Source organism: Allobosea sp. (genome assembly GCF_051860145.1).
GTDB lineage: Bacteria > Pseudomonadota > Alphaproteobacteria > Rhizobiales > Beijerinckiaceae > Allobosea.
Genome location: NZ_JBHYEM010000007.1, coordinates 42,069 through 58,577, shown reverse-complemented (window position 1 = coordinate 58,577; position 16,509 = coordinate 42,069). Strand labels below are relative to the sequence as shown.

18 protein-coding genes are annotated in these 16,509 nt (G+C 68.4%); 7 read left to right on the top strand and 11 right to left on the bottom strand.

Features of this window, described 5'->3' with window-relative positions; genetic code table 11:
• Window positions 1-49: 49 nt before the first annotated feature.
• Entirely contained in the window at window positions 50-226 is a 177-nt protein-coding gene (locus ACTIF2_RS13855; RefSeq protein ID WP_439497671.1) for a hypothetical protein, read from the bottom strand.
• 177 nt (window positions 227-403) lie between these two features.
• On the opposite strand from ACTIF2_RS13855, the gene ACTIF2_RS13850 reads away from it, so the two are divergent.
• Window positions 404-802 (top strand): hypothetical protein, encoded by a 399-nt coding sequence (locus tag ACTIF2_RS13850; RefSeq protein WP_439497670.1) that lies wholly within the window; start codon window positions 404-406, stop codon window positions 800-802.
• Between the two features lie 78 nt (window positions 803-880).
• Here the strand turns inward: ACTIF2_RS13850 and rplS are convergent, their stop codons facing one another.
• Window positions 881-1,276, bottom strand: a complete 396-nt coding sequence (gene rplS, locus ACTIF2_RS13845; protein ID WP_439497669.1) for a 50S ribosomal protein L19 — start codon at window positions 1,274-1,276, stop codon at window positions 881-883.
• A gap of 104 nt (window positions 1,277-1,380) precedes the next feature.
• The gene (locus ACTIF2_RS13840; protein WP_439497668.1) at window positions 1,381-1,755 is read right to left on the bottom strand and encodes a GFA family protein; all 375 of its coding nucleotides are present in this window, start codon (window positions 1,753-1,755) and stop codon (window positions 1,381-1,383) included.
• Window positions 1,756-1,908: 153 nt separating this feature from the next.
• On the opposite strand from ACTIF2_RS13840, the gene ACTIF2_RS13835 reads away from it, so the two are divergent.
• A complete protein-coding gene (locus ACTIF2_RS13835; protein ID WP_439497667.1) occupies window positions 1,909-2,697 on the top strand; it encodes an SDR family NAD(P)-dependent oxidoreductase in 789 nt (262 codons plus the stop codon).
• A gap of 125 nt (window positions 2,698-2,822) precedes the next feature.
• Here ACTIF2_RS13835 and ACTIF2_RS13830 read toward each other — a convergent pair whose 3' ends face one another.
• Window positions 2,823-3,113, bottom strand: a complete 291-nt coding sequence (locus ACTIF2_RS13830) for a putative quinol monooxygenase (RefSeq protein WP_439497666.1) — start codon at window positions 3,111-3,113, stop codon at window positions 2,823-2,825.
• Between the two features lie 324 nt (window positions 3,114-3,437).
• On the opposite strand from ACTIF2_RS13830, the gene ACTIF2_RS13825 reads away from it, so the two are divergent.
• From ACTIF2_RS13825 to ACTIF2_RS13815, 3 genes are all read left to right on the top strand, one after another.
• On the top strand, window positions 3,438-5,516 hold the full coding sequence (locus ACTIF2_RS13825) for an elongation factor G (protein ID WP_439497665.1): 2,079 nt from the start codon (window positions 3,438-3,440) through the stop codon (window positions 5,514-5,516).
• 158 nt (window positions 5,517-5,674) lie between these two features.
• Window positions 5,675-7,390 (top strand): AMP-binding protein, encoded by a 1,716-nt coding sequence (locus ACTIF2_RS13820; RefSeq protein WP_439497664.1) that lies wholly within the window; start codon window positions 5,675-5,677, stop codon window positions 7,388-7,390.
• Between the two features lie 101 nt (window positions 7,391-7,491).
• Window positions 7,492-8,598, top strand: coding sequence for a sulfite oxidase (locus ACTIF2_RS13815; protein WP_439497663.1), 1,107 nt, complete (start codon window positions 7,492-7,494; stop codon window positions 8,596-8,598).
• Window positions 8,599-8,619: 21 nt separating this feature from the next.
• Here the strand turns inward: ACTIF2_RS13815 and mtaB are convergent, their stop codons facing one another.
• Together mtaB and dapF are read right to left on the bottom strand one after the other, a co-directional pair.
• Window positions 8,620-9,891: a tRNA (N(6)-L-threonylcarbamoyladenosine(37)-C(2))-methylthiotransferase MtaB gene (gene mtaB, locus ACTIF2_RS13810; RefSeq protein WP_439497662.1), complete on the bottom strand. Its 1,272-nt coding sequence runs from the start codon at window positions 9,889-9,891 to the stop codon at window positions 8,620-8,622.
• Window positions 9,891-10,775, bottom strand: a complete 885-nt coding sequence (gene dapF / locus ACTIF2_RS13805) for a diaminopimelate epimerase (RefSeq protein WP_439497661.1) — start codon at window positions 10,773-10,775, stop codon at window positions 9,891-9,893. The genes mtaB and dapF overlap by 1 nt, the downstream gene beginning before the upstream one ends.
• A 92-nt stretch (window positions 10,776-10,867) precedes the next feature.
• On the opposite strand from dapF, the gene ACTIF2_RS13800 reads away from it, so the two are divergent.
• Complete coding sequence (locus ACTIF2_RS13800) at window positions 10,868-11,758, top strand: GyrI-like domain-containing protein (protein WP_439497660.1); 891 nt, start codon at window positions 10,868-10,870, stop codon at window positions 11,756-11,758.
• A gap of 124 nt (window positions 11,759-11,882) precedes the next feature.
• Here ACTIF2_RS13800 and ACTIF2_RS13795 read toward each other — a convergent pair whose 3' ends face one another.
• The 5 genes from ACTIF2_RS13795 to ACTIF2_RS13775 form a co-directional block, all read right to left on the bottom strand.
• Window positions 11,883-12,941, bottom strand: a complete 1,059-nt coding sequence (locus tag ACTIF2_RS13795) for an MBL fold metallo-hydrolase (protein WP_439497659.1) — start codon at window positions 12,939-12,941, stop codon at window positions 11,883-11,885.
• A gap of 101 nt (window positions 12,942-13,042) precedes the next feature.
• Window positions 13,043-13,645 carry a class I SAM-dependent methyltransferase gene (locus tag ACTIF2_RS13790; RefSeq protein ID WP_439497658.1) on the bottom strand — a complete coding sequence of 201 codons (603 nt, stop codon included), beginning with the start codon at window positions 13,643-13,645 and terminating at the stop codon, window positions 13,043-13,045.
• Between the two features lie 18 nt (window positions 13,646-13,663).
• Window positions 13,664-14,290, bottom strand: a complete 627-nt coding sequence (locus ACTIF2_RS13785) for a LysE family translocator (RefSeq protein WP_439497657.1) — start codon at window positions 14,288-14,290, stop codon at window positions 13,664-13,666.
• 110 nt (window positions 14,291-14,400) lie between these two features.
• Window positions 14,401-14,829, bottom strand: a complete 429-nt coding sequence (locus ACTIF2_RS13780; RefSeq protein WP_439497656.1) for a hypothetical protein — start codon at window positions 14,827-14,829, stop codon at window positions 14,401-14,403.
• 34 nt (window positions 14,830-14,863) lie between these two features.
• Window positions 14,864-15,460 carry a CAP domain-containing protein gene (locus ACTIF2_RS13775; RefSeq protein WP_439497655.1) on the bottom strand — a complete coding sequence of 199 codons (597 nt, stop codon included), beginning with the start codon at window positions 15,458-15,460 and terminating at the stop codon, window positions 14,864-14,866.
• A 296-nt stretch (window positions 15,461-15,756) separates the two neighbouring features.
• Here ACTIF2_RS13775 and ACTIF2_RS13770 point away from each other — a divergent pair.
• Window positions 15,757-16,509, top strand: a 753-nt coding sequence (locus ACTIF2_RS13770; protein ID WP_439497654.1) for a signal recognition particle receptor subunit alpha, incomplete at its 3' end; no start/stop codon positions are given.

The window sequence follows — 16,509 nt, the reverse complement described above, 5'->3', positions numbered from 1 at the left end:
GAGCCGGCTGGCGCATCGCAACGGCCTGTCGCCGGCCGAGGGGCCGGTCTCAGGCGCGCGTAAGGCCTGCGGCAATCGACGCCGTGAAGCGGCCGAAGAAGCGCCAGGGCAGGCGTGCATGGTCGTGCAGCGCCGCGAAGCCTTGCGTCGTCGGGATGCGGCGCAGGTTCGCCTCGCGGCGCACTGCGCAACGGCTGCCATCCTCGATCTGTCGGGCTCGCGTCATGACGAGGTTCTAACAGTTCCAGAGTGTGGCGGCAATCGAGCGAAAGGCCGCGCCGACGGCGCCTGACGCGCTCCCGTCACGCTGCCCGCTCATGGGAGCGGGGCCTGTGCCAAGCGCGCCTGTTGCTGGTAAGGATGGCCAGGGTTGTGACGCTTTGCGAACGGGACGGGCTCCGAGATGCTGCGCTTCTTTCCATTCATGGTAGTGGCGGTCATCGCCTATGCCGTCACCGTCGCGGTCACGGGCGTGCCGCTCGCCAATGAGGTGCTCGGTTTCGGGCTGCCCTCCGGCACGCGCTTCGTCCTGACCGTGAGCGAGCTCCTGCTCGCCGTGGCGACGATCGTGCTGTTCTTCGAGATCATGAACGCGACCAGCGCCAAATCGAGCTCGATCCTCAATCACGGCCTGTCGATGCTGGTCTTCATCGCCTGCGCCGGCTGCTTCCTGCTGGTTCCGGGCTTCGGCACCGGCACCTTCCTGATCATCACGCTGATGGCGCTGGTCGATGTCGTCGCCGGCTACTCGATCAGTATCCTGACCGCGCGGCGGGACATGACCTTCGGCCAATCGGAATAGCGCTGCGCTGGTTCTTCAAACGCAGAACGCGGCCCCGAGGGACCGCGTTCGAACGACGTAACCGAATAAGGCCGGCGCTTACTTCGCGGCCGACTTGTCGCCCTTGGCGGGACGCGCCTCGACGCGCTCGGCGATGCGGGCCGACTTGCCGCGGCGATCGCGCAGGTAATAGAGCTTGGCGCGGCGGACCTTGCCCTTGCGCACCACCTTGATGGAATCGATGTTCGGCGAGTAGAGCGGGAAGACGCGCTCGACGCCCTCGCCATAGGAAATCTTGCGGACGGTGAAGGCCTCGTTCAGGCCGCCGCCATTGCGCGCGATCACGACGCCTTCATAGGCCTGGACGCGGCTGCGCTCGCCTTCCTTGACCTTGACGTTGACCTGCACGGTGTCGCCCGGCTGGAAATGGGGGATTTCCTTGCCTTCGCGGAGCTTGGCGATCTGCTCCTGGTCGAGCTGCTCGATGATGTTCATGGGTCTCTCCATGGCCGTGTTCGCGCCGGGGCGCGGGCTTTCGGCTCGCTGTTTTCAGTTGAGTGCCGGGCCTTACAGGAGGGCGAGGCGTTTGTCGAGCCGGATCAGCTCTGTTCGGCGACCCAGGGATGCCGGTATTCGCCATAGACAGCCTGGCTCGGCGCCGGGAAGCTGGGATCGGCGAAGGAGCCGACGCCGACAGCGATGAGCTCGGGCCGGCGCAGCGGCTCCCAGAACACCGTCGAGCCGCAATCGGGGCAGAAATAGTGCCGCACCGCAAAGCCGCTGTCGCCCTGGCGGGTGTAGCATTTGCTCGGGCCATCGACCTGGACGTCCTCCCGCCCGAAGAAGGCGGCTATGCCATAGGTCGAGCCGGTGCGGCGCTGGCAGGCGAGGCAATGGCACAGCGAGACCTTTCTCGGCTCGCCGGTGCAGGTCGCGCGCAGGTTTCCGCAGGCGCAGCTCGCTATTCTCGCCATCTCGGCTCTCTCCCGCTGTCCCGCCATCCTGCCGTCGCGGCCGCCCGCAGGCAACGCTGCATCTCGCATGCGGCTGCGGCTTTGCGTCGATGGGGCCGAGGGTGCATATCCTCGCCGGAACCCGATCCGCCCTCGCTGCCCAGGACCGCCCTCATGCCGCAAGACACTCCCCTGGTCGCCCTCGTCACCGGCGCCGCGCGCGGCATCGGCCTGGCGACGACGAAGCGTTTCCTCGCTGAGGGCTGGCGCGTCGCGCTGCTCGATATCGACGCGGTGACGCTGGCCCAGGCCATGGCCGAGCTCGACGCGCCGACGGCGACCCTGGCGCTGACCTGCGATGTCGCCGATCCGGTCGCCGTCGCGGCCGCCTTCGAGCAATGCGCCGAGCATTTCGGGCGGCTCGACATCCTCGTCAACAATGCCGGCACGGCCGTGTTCAAGCCGATGCTGGAGACGAGCTACGAGGAATGGCAGCGCGTGCTCGCGGTCAACCTGACCGGCCCGTTCCTGTGCAGCCAGGCGGCGGCGCCGCTGATGGCCGGCAATGGCGGCGGGGCGATCGTCAACATCACCTCGATCTCGGGCCTGCGCGCCTCGACGCTGCGCGTCGCCTACGGCACCAGCAAGGCGGGCCTCGCCCATCTCACCAAGCAGCAGGCGGCCGAGTTCGCCAGCCTCGGCATCCGCGTCAATGCCGTCGCGCCCGGCCCGGTCGACACCGCCATGGCCAAGGCCGTGCACAGCAAGGAGATCCGCGCCGACTACCACGACGCGATCCCGCTCAACCGCTACGGGCTGGAGGAGGAGCTGGCCGAGGCGATCTTCTTCCTGTGCAGCGCCAAGGCGAGCTATGTCACCGGCCAGGTCCTCGCCGTCGATGGCGGTTTCGATGCGGTCGGCATCGGGCTCTCGACGCTGCGCGGCGAGCGGCGCAATCGCTGAACCTCGGAGCAGGGCGCGAGCAAGTCGGACCGGCCCTTCGCGTCGATCCAACTCGCGCTTCCGATGAGAGATCGATTCAGCTTTCAGATGGATCGCTTTGCGATTCCAGCTGAACGCATCCGGTCCTAGCGGGCGAAAGGCTCCATCAGGATGAAGGTTCCCTTCTGCCTTTGATGCGCGTTGATCAGCGGGACGAGCCGCGTGAAATGCTCCGTCCGGCAATGCGCGTCCAGGGCGGCGCGGTCGGGCCATTCCTCGATGAAGACGAAATGGCCCGGATCCTTCTGGTCGACGAAGAGATCATAGGATCGGCAGAGCACTTCGCGCCGCGTCTTTTCGACGAGCTCGGCATAGAGCGGCGTGACGAGGGCGACGGCCTCGACCTTGATGAAGTCCTGAGCGATGACTTTGAGCATGGCTGTCCTCCGGAGTGGGGTCCATGCCCGGCCGAGGTCGGCTCGCCGAGCGTAGTGGCTCGCTTCCTGCCATGAGGAACGACCTTGTCTTGGCAGGGGCGACAACTTGCCTGCCGGCCGCGGAATATTCCGCTTGCGCCTGGCTCCGGTAAGCGCGAACCTCAATTTCGACATCCCTCTTCGACGGCCGCCCGACCCTGTCGGGCCTGAGCGACCGCCGCCTTCCCGGCGTGGGCGTTGTGCCATCGTTCCCGCCGGTCTTTCGCCGCGTCGGACGGACATCTGTCCCGCATTCCTGCGCGGCCTCACCCGAAGGAGGACGCTATGGCTGCGACGTCAGGCAATGGAGGTTCCGCCACCGGTAATAGAGCTTCGGGGCCGCGATGCATCGCCATCGTCGGTCCCTTCCAGAGCGGCAAGACGACCCTGCTCGAAGGCATCCTGGAGCGATGCGGGGCGCTGTCGCGTGCCGGTTCGGTCAAGACCGGCAACAGCATCGGCGACGCCAGCGCCGAGGCGCGCGCGCACCAGATGAGCACCGAACCGAACGTGGCCACCGTCGATTTCCTGGGGGAGCGCTACAGTTTCATCGATTGCCCCGGTTCGGTCGAGTTCCTGCACGAGATGCGGCACGTGCTGCCTGCCGTGGATGCCGCGGTCGTGGTCTGCGAGGCCGACGACCGCAAGGCGCCGGCGCTCGAGCTCGTGCTCCGCGAGCTCGAGGAGGCGGACATCCCGCGCTTCCTCTTCCTCAACAAGATCGACACCGCGACGCGCCGGGTGCGCGAGACGCTGGCGATCCTGCAGCGCGCCTCGCGCACGCCGCTGCTGCTGCGCCAGATTCCGATCTGGCAGAAGGGCATCGCGGTCGGCTTCATCGACCTCGCTCTCGAACGCGCCTTCATCTATCGCGAGCATGCGCCGAGCGAGATCGTGCCGCGGGGCTCCGACGATGTCGGGCGCGAGAAGGATGCGCGCTTCTCGATGCTCGAAAAGCTCGCGGATTACGATGACGGGCTGATGGAGGATCTGCTCGGCGACATCGAGCCGCCGCGCGACCTGGTCTTCGACGACCTCGCCCGCGAATTGAAGGAGCGCCATGTCGTGCCGGTGCTGATCGGCTCGGCCGAGCGCGGCAACGGCGTGACGCGGCTGCTCAAGGCGTTGCGCCATGAGGCTCCGGGCCTGGCCGAGACGCGTGGGCGCATCGGCGTCGTCGCGGATGGCGCGCCTTTGGCGCAGGTGATGAAGACCTGGCATTCGGGGCAGGGCGGCAAGGTCTCGCTCGCGCGGGTGCTGCGCGGGCGACTGGCGGAAGGCGACGTCGTGACCACCTCCGGTGGTGTCGAGACGCGGATCGGCGGCGTCATCGCGCTGAAGGGCTCCGAGCAGACCCGCAAGCCCGCAGCCGAGGAGGGCGAGGTCGCGGCCTTCGCCCGGCTGGAGGGCGTCAAGACCGGCGAGGCGCTGGCCGCCGGCAAGGCGCGGCCCGGCCTGGTGAGCTCGGTCGCGCCGCCCGAGTCCGTGCATGCGCTCGGCATCAGCGTCAGGGATCGCAAGGACGATGTCAGGTTGACCGCCGCGCTCGGGCGCGTCGCCGAGGAGGACCCGGCGCTCTTGGTCGAACATCTGCCGGAATTCGGCGAGATGCGCCTGTCGGGCCAGGGCGAGATGCATCTGCGCGTGACGATGGAGCGGCTCTCGGGGCGCTACGGCGTCGCGGTCGAGAGCCATGCGCCGGCGATCGGCTATCGCGAGACCATCCGCGGCAAGGCGAGCGCGCGGGGCCGGCATCGCAAGCAGAGCGGCGGCCATGGCCAATATGGCGACGTCGTGCTGGAGGTCGCCCCGCTGGAGCGCGGCCAGGGCATCCGCTTCGTCGACAAGATCACCGGCGGGGTGGTGCCGCGGCAATACATCTCCTCGGTCGAGGCCGGGGTGCGGGATTTCTGCCAGCACGGTCCGCTCGGCTTCCCACTCGTCGATATCGAGGTCACGCTGACGGACGGGTCGTATCATACGGTCGATTCCTCCGACATGGCGTTCCGCCAGGCGGCGCGGCTGGCGATGTCGGAGGCGGTGCCGCAAGCGAAACCGGTCCTGCTCGAGCCGATCCTCGCCGTCGAGGTCGTGATCCCGTCCGATGCGATGTCGCGCGCTTCGGCCATCGTCTCGGCTCGCCGCGGCCAGATCCTCGGCTATGACGCGCGGCCCGGCTGGCGCGGCTGGGACCAGATCAACGCGCTGCTGCCTGAGGCCGAAATGGGCGGGCTGATCGTCGAGCTGCGCTCGGCCACGTCGGGTGTCGGCTCCTTCAGCCTGCGCTTCGACCATCTCGCCGAACTCGCCGGTAAATCGGCCGATGCGGTAGTGTCCGCACATGCCCTGGCCCAGGGCCGCTGACCATGTCGGTGTGACCAAAAAGGTTCATATATGAACCTTTTGCGAATGAAAGAACGGCGGGTGCTTGCGCCCGCCGTTCTGGTTTCGCACTGTAGGGTCATAACTAGGCAGAAACGCCAGCGACAAAAGGCGAATGCCGCGACCTGGGAGGAGCGACGATGAACGCGACGAGCGCCGCGCAGGCGAAGCCCGATCCACGGCCCTGGTTGGCGCATTATCCGACGGCCGTGCCGCCGCAGATCGACGAAGCCAGGGTGGGGACCCTGGCGGACCTGATCCGGAATGCCTGCGAGACCTATGCCGAGCGGCCGGCCTTCGAGAGTTTCGGCAAGTCCCTGAGCTTCGCCGAGATCGGGCGGGCGGCGCAGAGCTTCGCCGCCTGGCTGCAGGGGCGCGGCTTCCAGAAGGGCGACCGGATCGCGCTGATGATGCCTAATATCCTGGCCTATCCGGCGACGATCTTCGGGGCGCTGCTCGGCGGCTTCACCGTGGTCAATGTCAACCCGCTCTACACCGCGCGCGAGCTCACTCACCAGCTCAACGATTCCGGCGCCCGCGCGCTGGTGGTGATCGAGAACTTTGCCCATGTCGTCGAGGAGGCGCGGCCCAACCTGAAGCTCGACGCCATCATCCTGGCGACCGCCGGCGACCTGATGGGCTTCAAGGGCACGATCGTCAATTTCGTCGCCCGCCGCATCAAGAAGGTGGTCAAGCCGTTCAACTTGCCGGGCGCACTGGCGCTGAAGGACATCCTGTCGCGGCCGGCGACGATGCAGCCGGTCGTGGTTTCGCCGGACGATATCGCGTTCCTGCAATATACCGGCGGCACCACCGGCGTCGCGAAGGGCGCGACGCTGAGCCACCGCAACGTCGCCTCCAATGTCGAGCAATGCGCGCTCTGGCTGGGCTGGGGGCTCGAGCCGCCGCTCGGCCGCAGCGACTACCAACACGTGATGGTGACGGCGCTGCCGCTCTATCACATCTTCGCGCTGACCTGCTGCTGCATGTTCATGCTGCGCATCGGCGCCAAGGGGCTGCTGATTGCCAACCCACGCGACATCGCCGGCTTCGTCAAGACGCTGAAGACCAGCCGCATCACGCTCTTCTCCGGCGTCAACACGCTCTACAACGCGCTCGCCACCCATCCCGAGATCAAGGGCGTCGATTTCTCGGAACTGCGCTTCGCGGTCGCCGGCGGCATGGCGACGCAGGCCGTCGTCGCCAAGCGCTGGAAGGACGTGACCGGCCGGCCGATCGTTGAGGGCTACGGCCTGTCCGAGACCTCGCCCGTGGCCTCCGCGAACCGGCCCGACATCGCCGAGTTCACCGGCACGATCGGCTTTCCGCTGCCGTCGACCGATTTCGCCATCCGCGATGCCGAGAACAACGAGATGCCGCTCGGCGAGCCCGGCGAGGTCTGCATTCGCGGGCCGCAGGTGATGGTCGGCTACTGGCAGCGGCCAGACGAGACCGCCAAGGTGATGACGCCGGACGGATTCTTCCGCTCGGGCGATGTCGGCATCATGCTGCCGGACGGCCAGATCAAGATCGTCGACCGGATGAAGGACATGGTCCTGGTCTCCGGCTTCAACGTCTATCCGAACGAGGTCGAGGATGTGCTCGCGACGCATCCCGGCGTGCTCGAGGCTGCCGTCATCGGCCTGCCGGACGAGCATTCCGGGGAGGCGGTGACCGCTTTCGTCGTCAAGAAGGATCAGGCGCTGACGTCGGAGGCGCTGCGCAGTTTCTGCAAGGAGAACCTGACCGGCTACAAGGTCCCGAAGCATATCGTCTTCCGCGAGAGCTTGCCCAAGACCAATGTCGGCAAGGTGCTGCGCCGTGCCTTGCGCGAGGAGGTCGCGCCGAAAACTTGAGCGCTTGGCCGCTTGATTAGCGGGCTGGGCTTGACTAGCGTCCGCTGCGAAACCGGCCGTTGCGGACGCGCGGCATCAAGTCCTTCCGCAAAAGGTGGCCGTTGCCTCGCCGTCTCGTTGAATTACCGCTGCTGCGGCGCCTCAAGCCCGGCCTCTACGTCCATGACGAGGAGGCGCTGAACGCCGAACCGGAGATCGGGCTGCTCGATCAGCCGATCACGCCGGTCGACGCCTTCTTCATCCGCAACAATGGCGCGCTGCCGGATATCGACGCGCCGGAAGCGTGGAGGCTGACGCTCGATGGCGAGGTCGAGCGGCCGGCGACATGGTCGCTCGACGATTTGCAACGGCGCTTCGAGGTGGTGACCGTCACCTCGGTGCTCGAATGCGCCGGCAATGGCCGCGTGCAGTTCTCGCCGCCGACCGACGGGCTGCCATGGCGGCTGGGCGCGGTCGGCTGTGCGCGCTGGACCGGGGTGCGTCTCAGGGATCTGCTCGTCGATGCCGGGCTGCGGCCGGGCGCGTTCTACACGGCGCATCACAGCCCGGACCGGCTGATCAAGGACGAGGCCCGGCCGGCGCTGTCGCGCGGCCTGCCCATCGCCAAGGCCCTGAGCCCGGAGACGCTGGTCGCGTTCGAGATGAACGGCGAGCCGCTGCCGCGCCTGCATGGCGGACCGTTGCGGATCGTCGCGCCCGGCTATCCCGGCTCGGCCTGGCAGAAATGGCTGGAGCGAATCACGATCCGCCCCTGCGAGCATGACGGCGAGAAGATGCGCGGCACCGATTACCGCCTGCCGGGCGCACCGGTGGCCCCCGGTGAGCCGATCGATGCGAGCAGCTTCGAAGTGATCACTGACATGCCGGTGAAGTCATTGATCACCGCACCGCTCGCGGGTTTCGCGGTCGCCGTCGGGGCTGCGTTTGGCGTGAGAGGCTTTGCCTGGAGCGGTGCGGTGCCCGTTGCCTCGGTCGCCGTTTCCAGCGATGGCGGCGAGACGTGGCATCAGGCGGAGCTCGGCGCCGGCGAGGGCGATTTCGCCTGGCGGCCCTTCAGCGCGACGATGATGGCGGGGCAAGCGGGCATCGTGACGGTCATGGCCCGCGCCACCGACGCTGAAGGCCGCGCGCAGCCGCTGGAGATGGTCTGGAACCCGCGCGGCTATTGCAACAACCAGGTCCAGCGGGTGCGGGGCAGCGCCCGCTGAAAAACGTCGGGCCGGCCGATCTCAGGCGGCCAGCAAGGCGTTCCGCTCGGCGCGAAATCCCTCGGCGGTGATGATCTCGCCGGCAGCGACATCGCGCTCGAAGCGCAGCAGCGTGAAATCCTCGGCCCGGCCGGTATTGCCGCGCTCGGTCAACACCTTGAGCGGCCGGCCGATCCGGGCCTGCAGGTGGCCGGCATGGGCGGTTGCCGCGGCGGCGCGCAGGCGCGCGGCGCGTTCGCTCACGATCTCGCCCGGCAGTTGCGGCATACGCGCCGCCGGCGTCCCTGGGCGGGCCGAATACGGGAAGACATGGACATAGGCCAGGCCGCATTCCCCGATCAGCGAGAGCGAGCGGGCGAACATCGCCTCGTCCTCGGTCGGGAAGCCGGCGATCAGGTCGGCGCCAAAGACGATGTCCGGTCTCAAGCCGCGCATCTCGGCGCAGAAGCGGATGGCGTCGTCGCGGCCGTGCCGGCGCTTCATCCGCTTCAGGATCAGGTCGTCGCCATGCTGGAGCGAGAGATGCAGATGCGGCATCAGCCGCGATTCCGTGGCGATCAGCTCGCGCAGCGCGTCATCGACCTCGACCGCGTCGATCGAGGAGAGCCGTAGGCGCTGCAGGTCCGGCAGGGCGCGCAGCAGGGCTCCGACGAGCGTGCCTAGGCCGGGCGCGTCCGGCAGGTCGCGGCCATAGCTCGTCAGGTCGACGCCGGTCAGCACGAGCTCGCGCGCGCCGTTCTCGACGAGGCTGCGGGCCTGGGCGATCACGGCCTCGACCGGAAGGGAGCGGGAATTGCCGCGGCCATAGGGGATGACGCAGAAGGTGCAGCGATGGTCGCAGCCGTTCTGGACCTGGACGAAGCCGCGCGTATGCGCTGCGAAGCCGCGCAGCGCGAGCGTGGTCAGCCGGGTCTCGGCCATGATGTCGGCGACGGTGGTCTTCTCCTCGGGGGAGGGAGCGTCGGCGGCGAGGCTGTTCGAGCGGGCGAGCGCCGCCCAGGTTTCGGCCCGCATCTTCTCGGCATTGCCGATGACGCGCGCGGTCTCCGGCATCGCGGCGAAGCCGGCGGCGTCGATCTGCGCGGCGCAGCCGGTGACCACGACCGGCCGGTCGGGTTGCTCGCGCTTGAGGCGGCGGATCGCCTGGCGGGCCTGCCGCGTCGCCTCATTGGTGACGGCGCAGGTGTTGACGATGGCAAGGTCGCGCAGGCCCGCGGCCTGCGCCTCGTTCCGGATCGCCTCGCTCTCGACGATGTTGAGCCGGCAGCCGAAGGTGATGACGTCGAGCGCCATCAGGCCGCGTTCTCGAAGAGGGCGGGGGCGAAGGTGCCGTCCCATTCGAATGCGACCGGCCCGGTCATCAGGACATGGCCGTCGCTCTCGCGCCATTCGATGGTGAGATCGCCGCCCGGCAGGCTGACCACCGCCTTGCGCTCCGACAATTCGCGGCGCACGGCGGCGACGAGGGCGGCGCAGGCGCCCGAGCCGCAAGCCTGGGTGATGCCGGCGCCGCGCTCCCAGACGCGCAGCACGATATGGTCGGGCGCCGTCACCGCGGCGAGCTCGATATTGGCCCTGTCGGGGAAGATCGGGTGGTTCTCCAGCAGCGGGCCGATCTGCTCCAGGTTGAAGGCGTAGGGGTCGTCGACGAAGAAGACCGCGTGCGGGTTGCCCATGTTGACGGCGCAGGGCGTGTGCAGGATCGGCGCGTCGATCGGGCCGATCTGAAGCTCGAAGCGGCTGGTGTCGTGGAAGGGGTCGGCGAGCGGGATCTCGTCCCAGGCCAGCCTCGGCGCGCCCATGTCGACGGTGAAGGTGAGGTCGTCGATCCGGGTTGCGGGCAGCAGCCCCGCTCTGGTCTCGAGCAGCAGCTCACGGCGGCCGGGCCTGCCCATTTCGGCATCGGCCAGCATCGCCCAGGCGACGCAGCGCGTGCCGTTGCCGCAGGCGCCGGCCTCGGAGCCGTCGCTGTTGTAGATCTTGACGAAGGCGTCGGTGCCGGGCGTGCGCGCATCGTGCAGGACCATAAGCTGGTCGAAGCGGGCGCGCGGCTCGGCGGCGATGGCGCGGGCTTCCGCGTCGCTCACCATGAGCTTCGTGCCGCGCAGGTCGAGCACCGTGATCTGGTTGCCGAGCCCGTTCATCTTGAGGAACCGGCGATGCGCCAATGCGTTCATTCGGTCACATGTCCAACAAAGAGCGGCTATATGAGGGAGGCGACGCGAAAAAGCCAGCATTGCGGCCGTTCCTGCGTGACGACGGACATCCTATGCTGCGCCGCAAAGGGCGCGAATCGCTCCTCTCTGTCAGGGCCACCACGATGCGGCATATCCGGGTTGTAATACTGGCTCTCGCTGGTGCGCTCAGCGCCCTTGTCCCGGCCTCGGCCCAGACCAGGGTGGCGCCGCCGACGCCGGTCGAGGCAGCGCCATTGGCGCCACCGCCCGGCGCCGTGCCTGCCCAGGCCACGCCATCGCCAGAGCCGGTCCAGCCGCCGCCGAGCCCGCAGGGGCCGGTCACGCCGCAACCGGTCCAGCCGGCGCCGAGCCCGCAAGGCCCGCTCGAGCCGCAGCCCGTGCAGCCGCCGCCGACCTTGCCCGCGCCGAGCCAATCGCCGGCTCCGCCGGTGACGACGCCGCAATCGACCGGCGTCCCCAACCCCAACGCGACCATGGCCGGCAAGCCGGGAGATCCGAGCGATGTCGACGAGGTTTTGCTCGTCGCCAAGCCGGTGCTGATGCTGTCGGGGCAGGCGAGCTGGGACCAGGGCTTCCAGCGCCTGTCCGAGAGCTTCAAGTCCCTGCGCGAGCAGGCCGCGAAAGCAGGGCTGGCGGTTGCCGGCCGGCCTCTGACGCTGTTCGTCGAGACCGACGACAACGGCTTCCGGTTCGAGGCGATGCTGCCGGTCGCGCGCGCGCCGGATGCAGGCGCGCCGCTCGGCGAGGGCATCCGCGCCGGCACGAGCCCGGCCGGTCCCTCGCTGCGCTTCGTGCACACGGCGCCCTATGACGACATCGATTCGACCTATGAGACGATCACGGCCTATCTCGAAGCGAAGAACATCAAGGTGAAGGACGCCTTCCTCGAGGAATATGTCAGCGATCTCAACGATCCGGCCGACCCCAATCTCGAGATCAACGTCTACGTGCAGCCGCAATAGGCGGGCTTGCCGTCATGGTCGGGTTTGTCCCGACCATCCACGCCTTCCGTCGTGCGGGGTACGTTCAAGATGTGGATGCTCGCCACGAGGGCGAGCATGACGCGCGGCGCTTCGGCGGGGCGTGTCACGCCTCCCAGCTCAGTCCCGGACGCATCGGCCTGAAGCGCTCCTCGGGCAGGCCTGCTGCGGCCAGCGTGAGCTTCAGCGCTTCCGGCGGCCGCTCGACGCCCTCGTCGGTGAGCTGGAAGGTGCCCCAGTGGTGGCCGAGCGCCTGCTCGGCCCTGAGCGCGAGCATGACCTTGACCGCCTCCTCGGGATTCATGTGGTTGTCGCCCATGAACCAGCGCGGCTCATAGGCGCCGATCGGCAGGGCCGCCAGCCGAAAGGGGCCGTATTCGGCGCCGATGCGCTCATAGAGCGAGCCGTCGTGGTAGCCGGTGTCGCCGATATGGAAGAGCCGCCCCGACGGCGTCTCGATCACGAAGGAGCACCAGAGCGCCATGCGCCGGTCGAAGGCGCCGCGCGCCGACCAGTGATAGGTCGGCGCGAGGATGATCGAGACGGCGTCGGAGAGCGCGAGCTTCGTGTTCCAGTCATGCGCCTCGGCGCGGATCTCGGGATTGCGCGCCTTCACGATGGTATCGTTGCCGAGCGGCATGATCATGCGCGGCTGGTCGCGCTGGTGGAGCGCCGCGAGCGTCCCAAGGTCGAGATGGTCGTAGTGGTTGTGGGTGACCAGCACGACGTCGATCTTCGGCAGGTCGGCGAAGGCGACGCCTGGCGCGTTGACGCGGCGCGGGCCGGCGAAGGAGAAAGGGCTGGCGCGCTCGGCATAGACCGGGTCGACCAGCAGGTTGAGCCCGGCCACCTGATAGAGGAACGAGGCATGGCCGAGATGGACGACGCGTAAGGACTCGACGCGGGCCGGAGGCTTGTCCTGCGGCGGGGCGGGATAGCGGGCCGGGAAGGCCTCGCGCTGGCGCTTCGAGGTCTGCCATTTCAGGACGTCGAGCAGGCCCTTGTTGACGGTGCGCCCGTCGCTGAAGCGCAACCCGTCGAAGTTCTCGGTGATCGGCCCCTGGTAATAGGGATTGCGCGAGCGGGTGATGGCGGCCCAGGCGAAGCCGGTCGAACCGAGCAAGGCGGTGATGCCGAGGAAGGAAAGAAGCTTGCGGCGGTTCATGGTGCGAGTCATGGCGGGAGAGGTGGGGCGCACTGGCGCAAGGTCAAGTCCCGCGATCCTGACGCAGGCTGGCCGTCCCGGCCACCGCGACCACGGAGCCGTCACGGCATCTTGATCGCCAGCACATGCAGCCAGTCGGTCGGCTCGCGATCGTAGCCGCTCCCCGCCTCCTGGCTGATCTCGATTTCGCGCCAGCCGACCGGCCCATAGGCGGCCGGGAGCCATTCCTTCGAGGGATAGTTGTAGTAGCGGCCAAACCGGTCCCGCCCCTCCGCGCCGCCAGCCTTGAAGCTGGCATAGAACACTCCCCCGGGCTTCAGGGCAGCCTGCACCCGGCCGATGATGGCGGGCAGGGCCTCGCGCGGAACATGCAGCAGGCAGGCATTGGCCCAGATGCCGTCAAATGCCTGCTTCGCTACGAGATCCTCGAAGAGCAATGTGGGTACCGGCCTCCCCAGGCGTTGCGCTGCCCGTGCAGCGAGTTCCGGCGAGCCATCGGTCGGCGTCACGTCGAAGCCGCGGAACAGCAGGGCCTCGCTATCCTGGCCTGCGCCGCAGCCCAGTTCGAGGACATGCCCGCCGGGCGGAAGCGCGGAACCGAACCGGTCGAGCCATGAGCGGTTGGCCTCTTGCCCGCGGGCAGCATAAGCGTCGGCCTCATTCGCATAGAAATCGAGCGTGGCCGGATCCTTGGCGGCAGGCATGGAGCGCGCTCCTGCGGGTCAATTACTTCCCGAGCGCATCGCGACGGTCGCGATGCCGGCGCCGACGAGCAGGGTCCCGCCCGCCTTGTTGAACAGGCCGATCGCACGAGGATTGCTGACCACCGAGCGGGCCCGCGAGGCGATCAGCGCATAGCCGAGCGCGTTGGCGAAGGCGAGCGTGATGAAGGTCGCCTCGAAGATCAGCATCTGCGTCCAGAAATCGGCCTTGGCGTCGAGGACCTGCGGCAGGAAGGCGACGAAGAAGGTGATGCCCTTCGGGTTGAGCGCCGTCACCAGCCAGGCATGGCCGAGCATCTTGAGCGCCGAGGTGGCGTCCTTGCGCGGCTCGGCGTTCAGGCTACCGCCGGCGCGGAAGAGTTTTACGCCGAGATAGACCAGATAGGCCGCGCCGACCCATTTCAGGGCCGTGAACACGGTGGCGGAGGTGGCGAGCAGGGCCCCGACGCCGAGCATCGAGAGCGTCATCGCGGTGAAATCGCCGAGCGCGACGCCGACCGCCATCGGGAAGGCGGTGCGCCAGCCCTGGCCGAGCGCATAGGAAATCACCAGCAGGATGGTCGGGCCCGGGATGACCAGCAGGACGGCGGTGGCGGCGGCGAAGGCGGCCCAGGTTTCGATGGTCATGGCGCGAGGCTCCGGTAGCGGGAGGCGGAGCAATCCCCAGTCACGGGGCTTTGTAAAGAGGCCGCCGCGGGGGTTCAGCCGCGGCGGCTGGTGTCAGATGGCGCCGTCGCTCAGCGGCGGGCGCTCGCGATGATCTTGCACATGGCCGAGCGGGTGCCGTTCTCCTCGGCGATCTGGCCGGCCTGTACGGTGAAGACGATGTCGACGCGGGTGGCCGGGCCGCTGGCCTTCGCGGTGACGCGCAGGAATTGCGGCCGTCCCGAGCCGGTCACCTCCTGCATGGCGGTGATCACCCCGCCGGCCTTGTCGGTCTGGACATTGTCGAAGCCGTCGGCTGCCACAGCGCGGGCGAGCGGGCCCAGCACGGCGGCGGGCTTGCGGTTGGGGATCAGGTCCCAGGTCCGGTAGGTGATGGTCGAGATCATCGGCACGCCCGCCGATTTGAAATTGGTGGCGCAGGGCTGGGCCTGGGCCTCGGAGAGACCGGCAGGCAGGGCGATGGCGGCCAGGGTAAGCGACTTCAAGGCAATGTGGCGCATGGTGCGATCCGGTTCGGACAAGGGAGCGCGATCCCTAGCCTCCGCTCAAACGCCTGTCACCTTGAGCGCGCGGTCTGCGCAAGGTTTCCACCGGAACGAGTGGTCCTGCATCCAGCGTCCGCCTCTGCTCGGGCTCGCCCGCGATCACCAGCGCCCAATAGGCGCGATAGGTCGTGCCCGGATCCTTGGCCAGGGCGATGCCGAAGCGCGTCGCCTGCGGCATCCTGAGATTGGCGTCATGCCCCGCGGATTTCCGCCAGCCGGCGAAAGCCTCCTCGGTCGAGTAATAGCCGCCGCCGAGATTCTCGGCGGTGCGGGCGGCGTCGATGCCGGCGGCGTGGACGCGCGAGGAGAAGCTGCCGCCGACATCATGCGAGAGTGCGTTGCCGGCCGCCATCGCATCGGCCTGGTGCTGGGCCATCGCGGTGAGTGCCGGGTCGAGCCGGATCGGGCTCAGGCCGTTCTGGGCCCGATAGGCGTTCAGGATCCTGCTCGCGGCGCCCGGATCGACCCGGACGGCGGCCAGACGCTCGACTGCTTTCCCGTCGAGCGGACGGGTCGGGCGTGGCTGCGTCGCGCAGCCGGCGGCGAGAGCAGTGACGGCGAGGAGGGGGACGGCAAGAGCTTTCATCGGCGGCTTCGACTCGAGAGGTGTCATCGGGCAGGGCGGGCTAGCTGCCAATCGCGGCGAGAATGCCGCCGATCGCGCGCCGACCTTGACTTTCGCCACATTCTGACGCTTTAACCCGGCCATCCGTTTCGCCGACATCGACGAGACCGCATCCGCCGACCGGGCCGCGCAGTGCGCTTCCACGAGCCCGGAGGTCAACGCCCGACAGCGCGTCCGCGCCCTCGGGCGCGAAACCGTTTGGGGATGATGTCCGTTTTGTTGGCTGACAGAACCGTATGCAACCGACAAGGGGCCGCATGTTCGGCACGTTGAGCGACAGACTTTCCGGCATCCTCTCGGGCCTGACCCGCAGGGGCTCGCTGACCGAGGACGACGTCAACGCCGCTTTGCGCGAGGTGCGCCGGGCGCTGCTGGAGGCCGACGTCGCGCTCGAGGTGGTGCGCAGCTTCACCGAGAAGGTGCGCGAGCGGGCCGTCGGCGCCGAGGTCCTGAAATCGGTCACGCCCGGCCAGCAGGTCATCAAGATCGTCAATGACGTCCTGATCGACACGCTTGGCGGCGAGGGCGAGGGCATCACGCTCGACTCCGTGCCGCCGGTGCCGATTCTGATGGTCGGCCTGCAGGGCTCGGGCAAGACGACCTCGACCGCCAAGATCGCCAAGCGCCTGACCGACCGCAACAAGAAGCGGGTGCTGATGGCCTCGCTCGACACGCGCCGTCCAGCCGCGATGGAGCAGCTCGCCATCCTCGGTCAGCAGGTCGGCGTCGACACCCTGCCGATCGTCGCCGGCCAGAGCGCCGTGCAGATCGCGCGGCGCGCGATCGAGGCCGGCAAGCTCGGCGGCTTCGACGGCGTGATGCTCGACACGGCCGGCCGCGTCACGCTCGACGACACGCTGATGGCGGAAGTCGCCGAGGTGAAGGCGGCCACCAGCCCGCACGAGGTGCTGCTCGTCGCCGACGCGCTGACCGGCCAGGACGCGGTCAACACGGCGCGCGCCTTCGACGCCCGCGTCGGGCTGACCGGCATCGTGCTGACCCGCATGGAC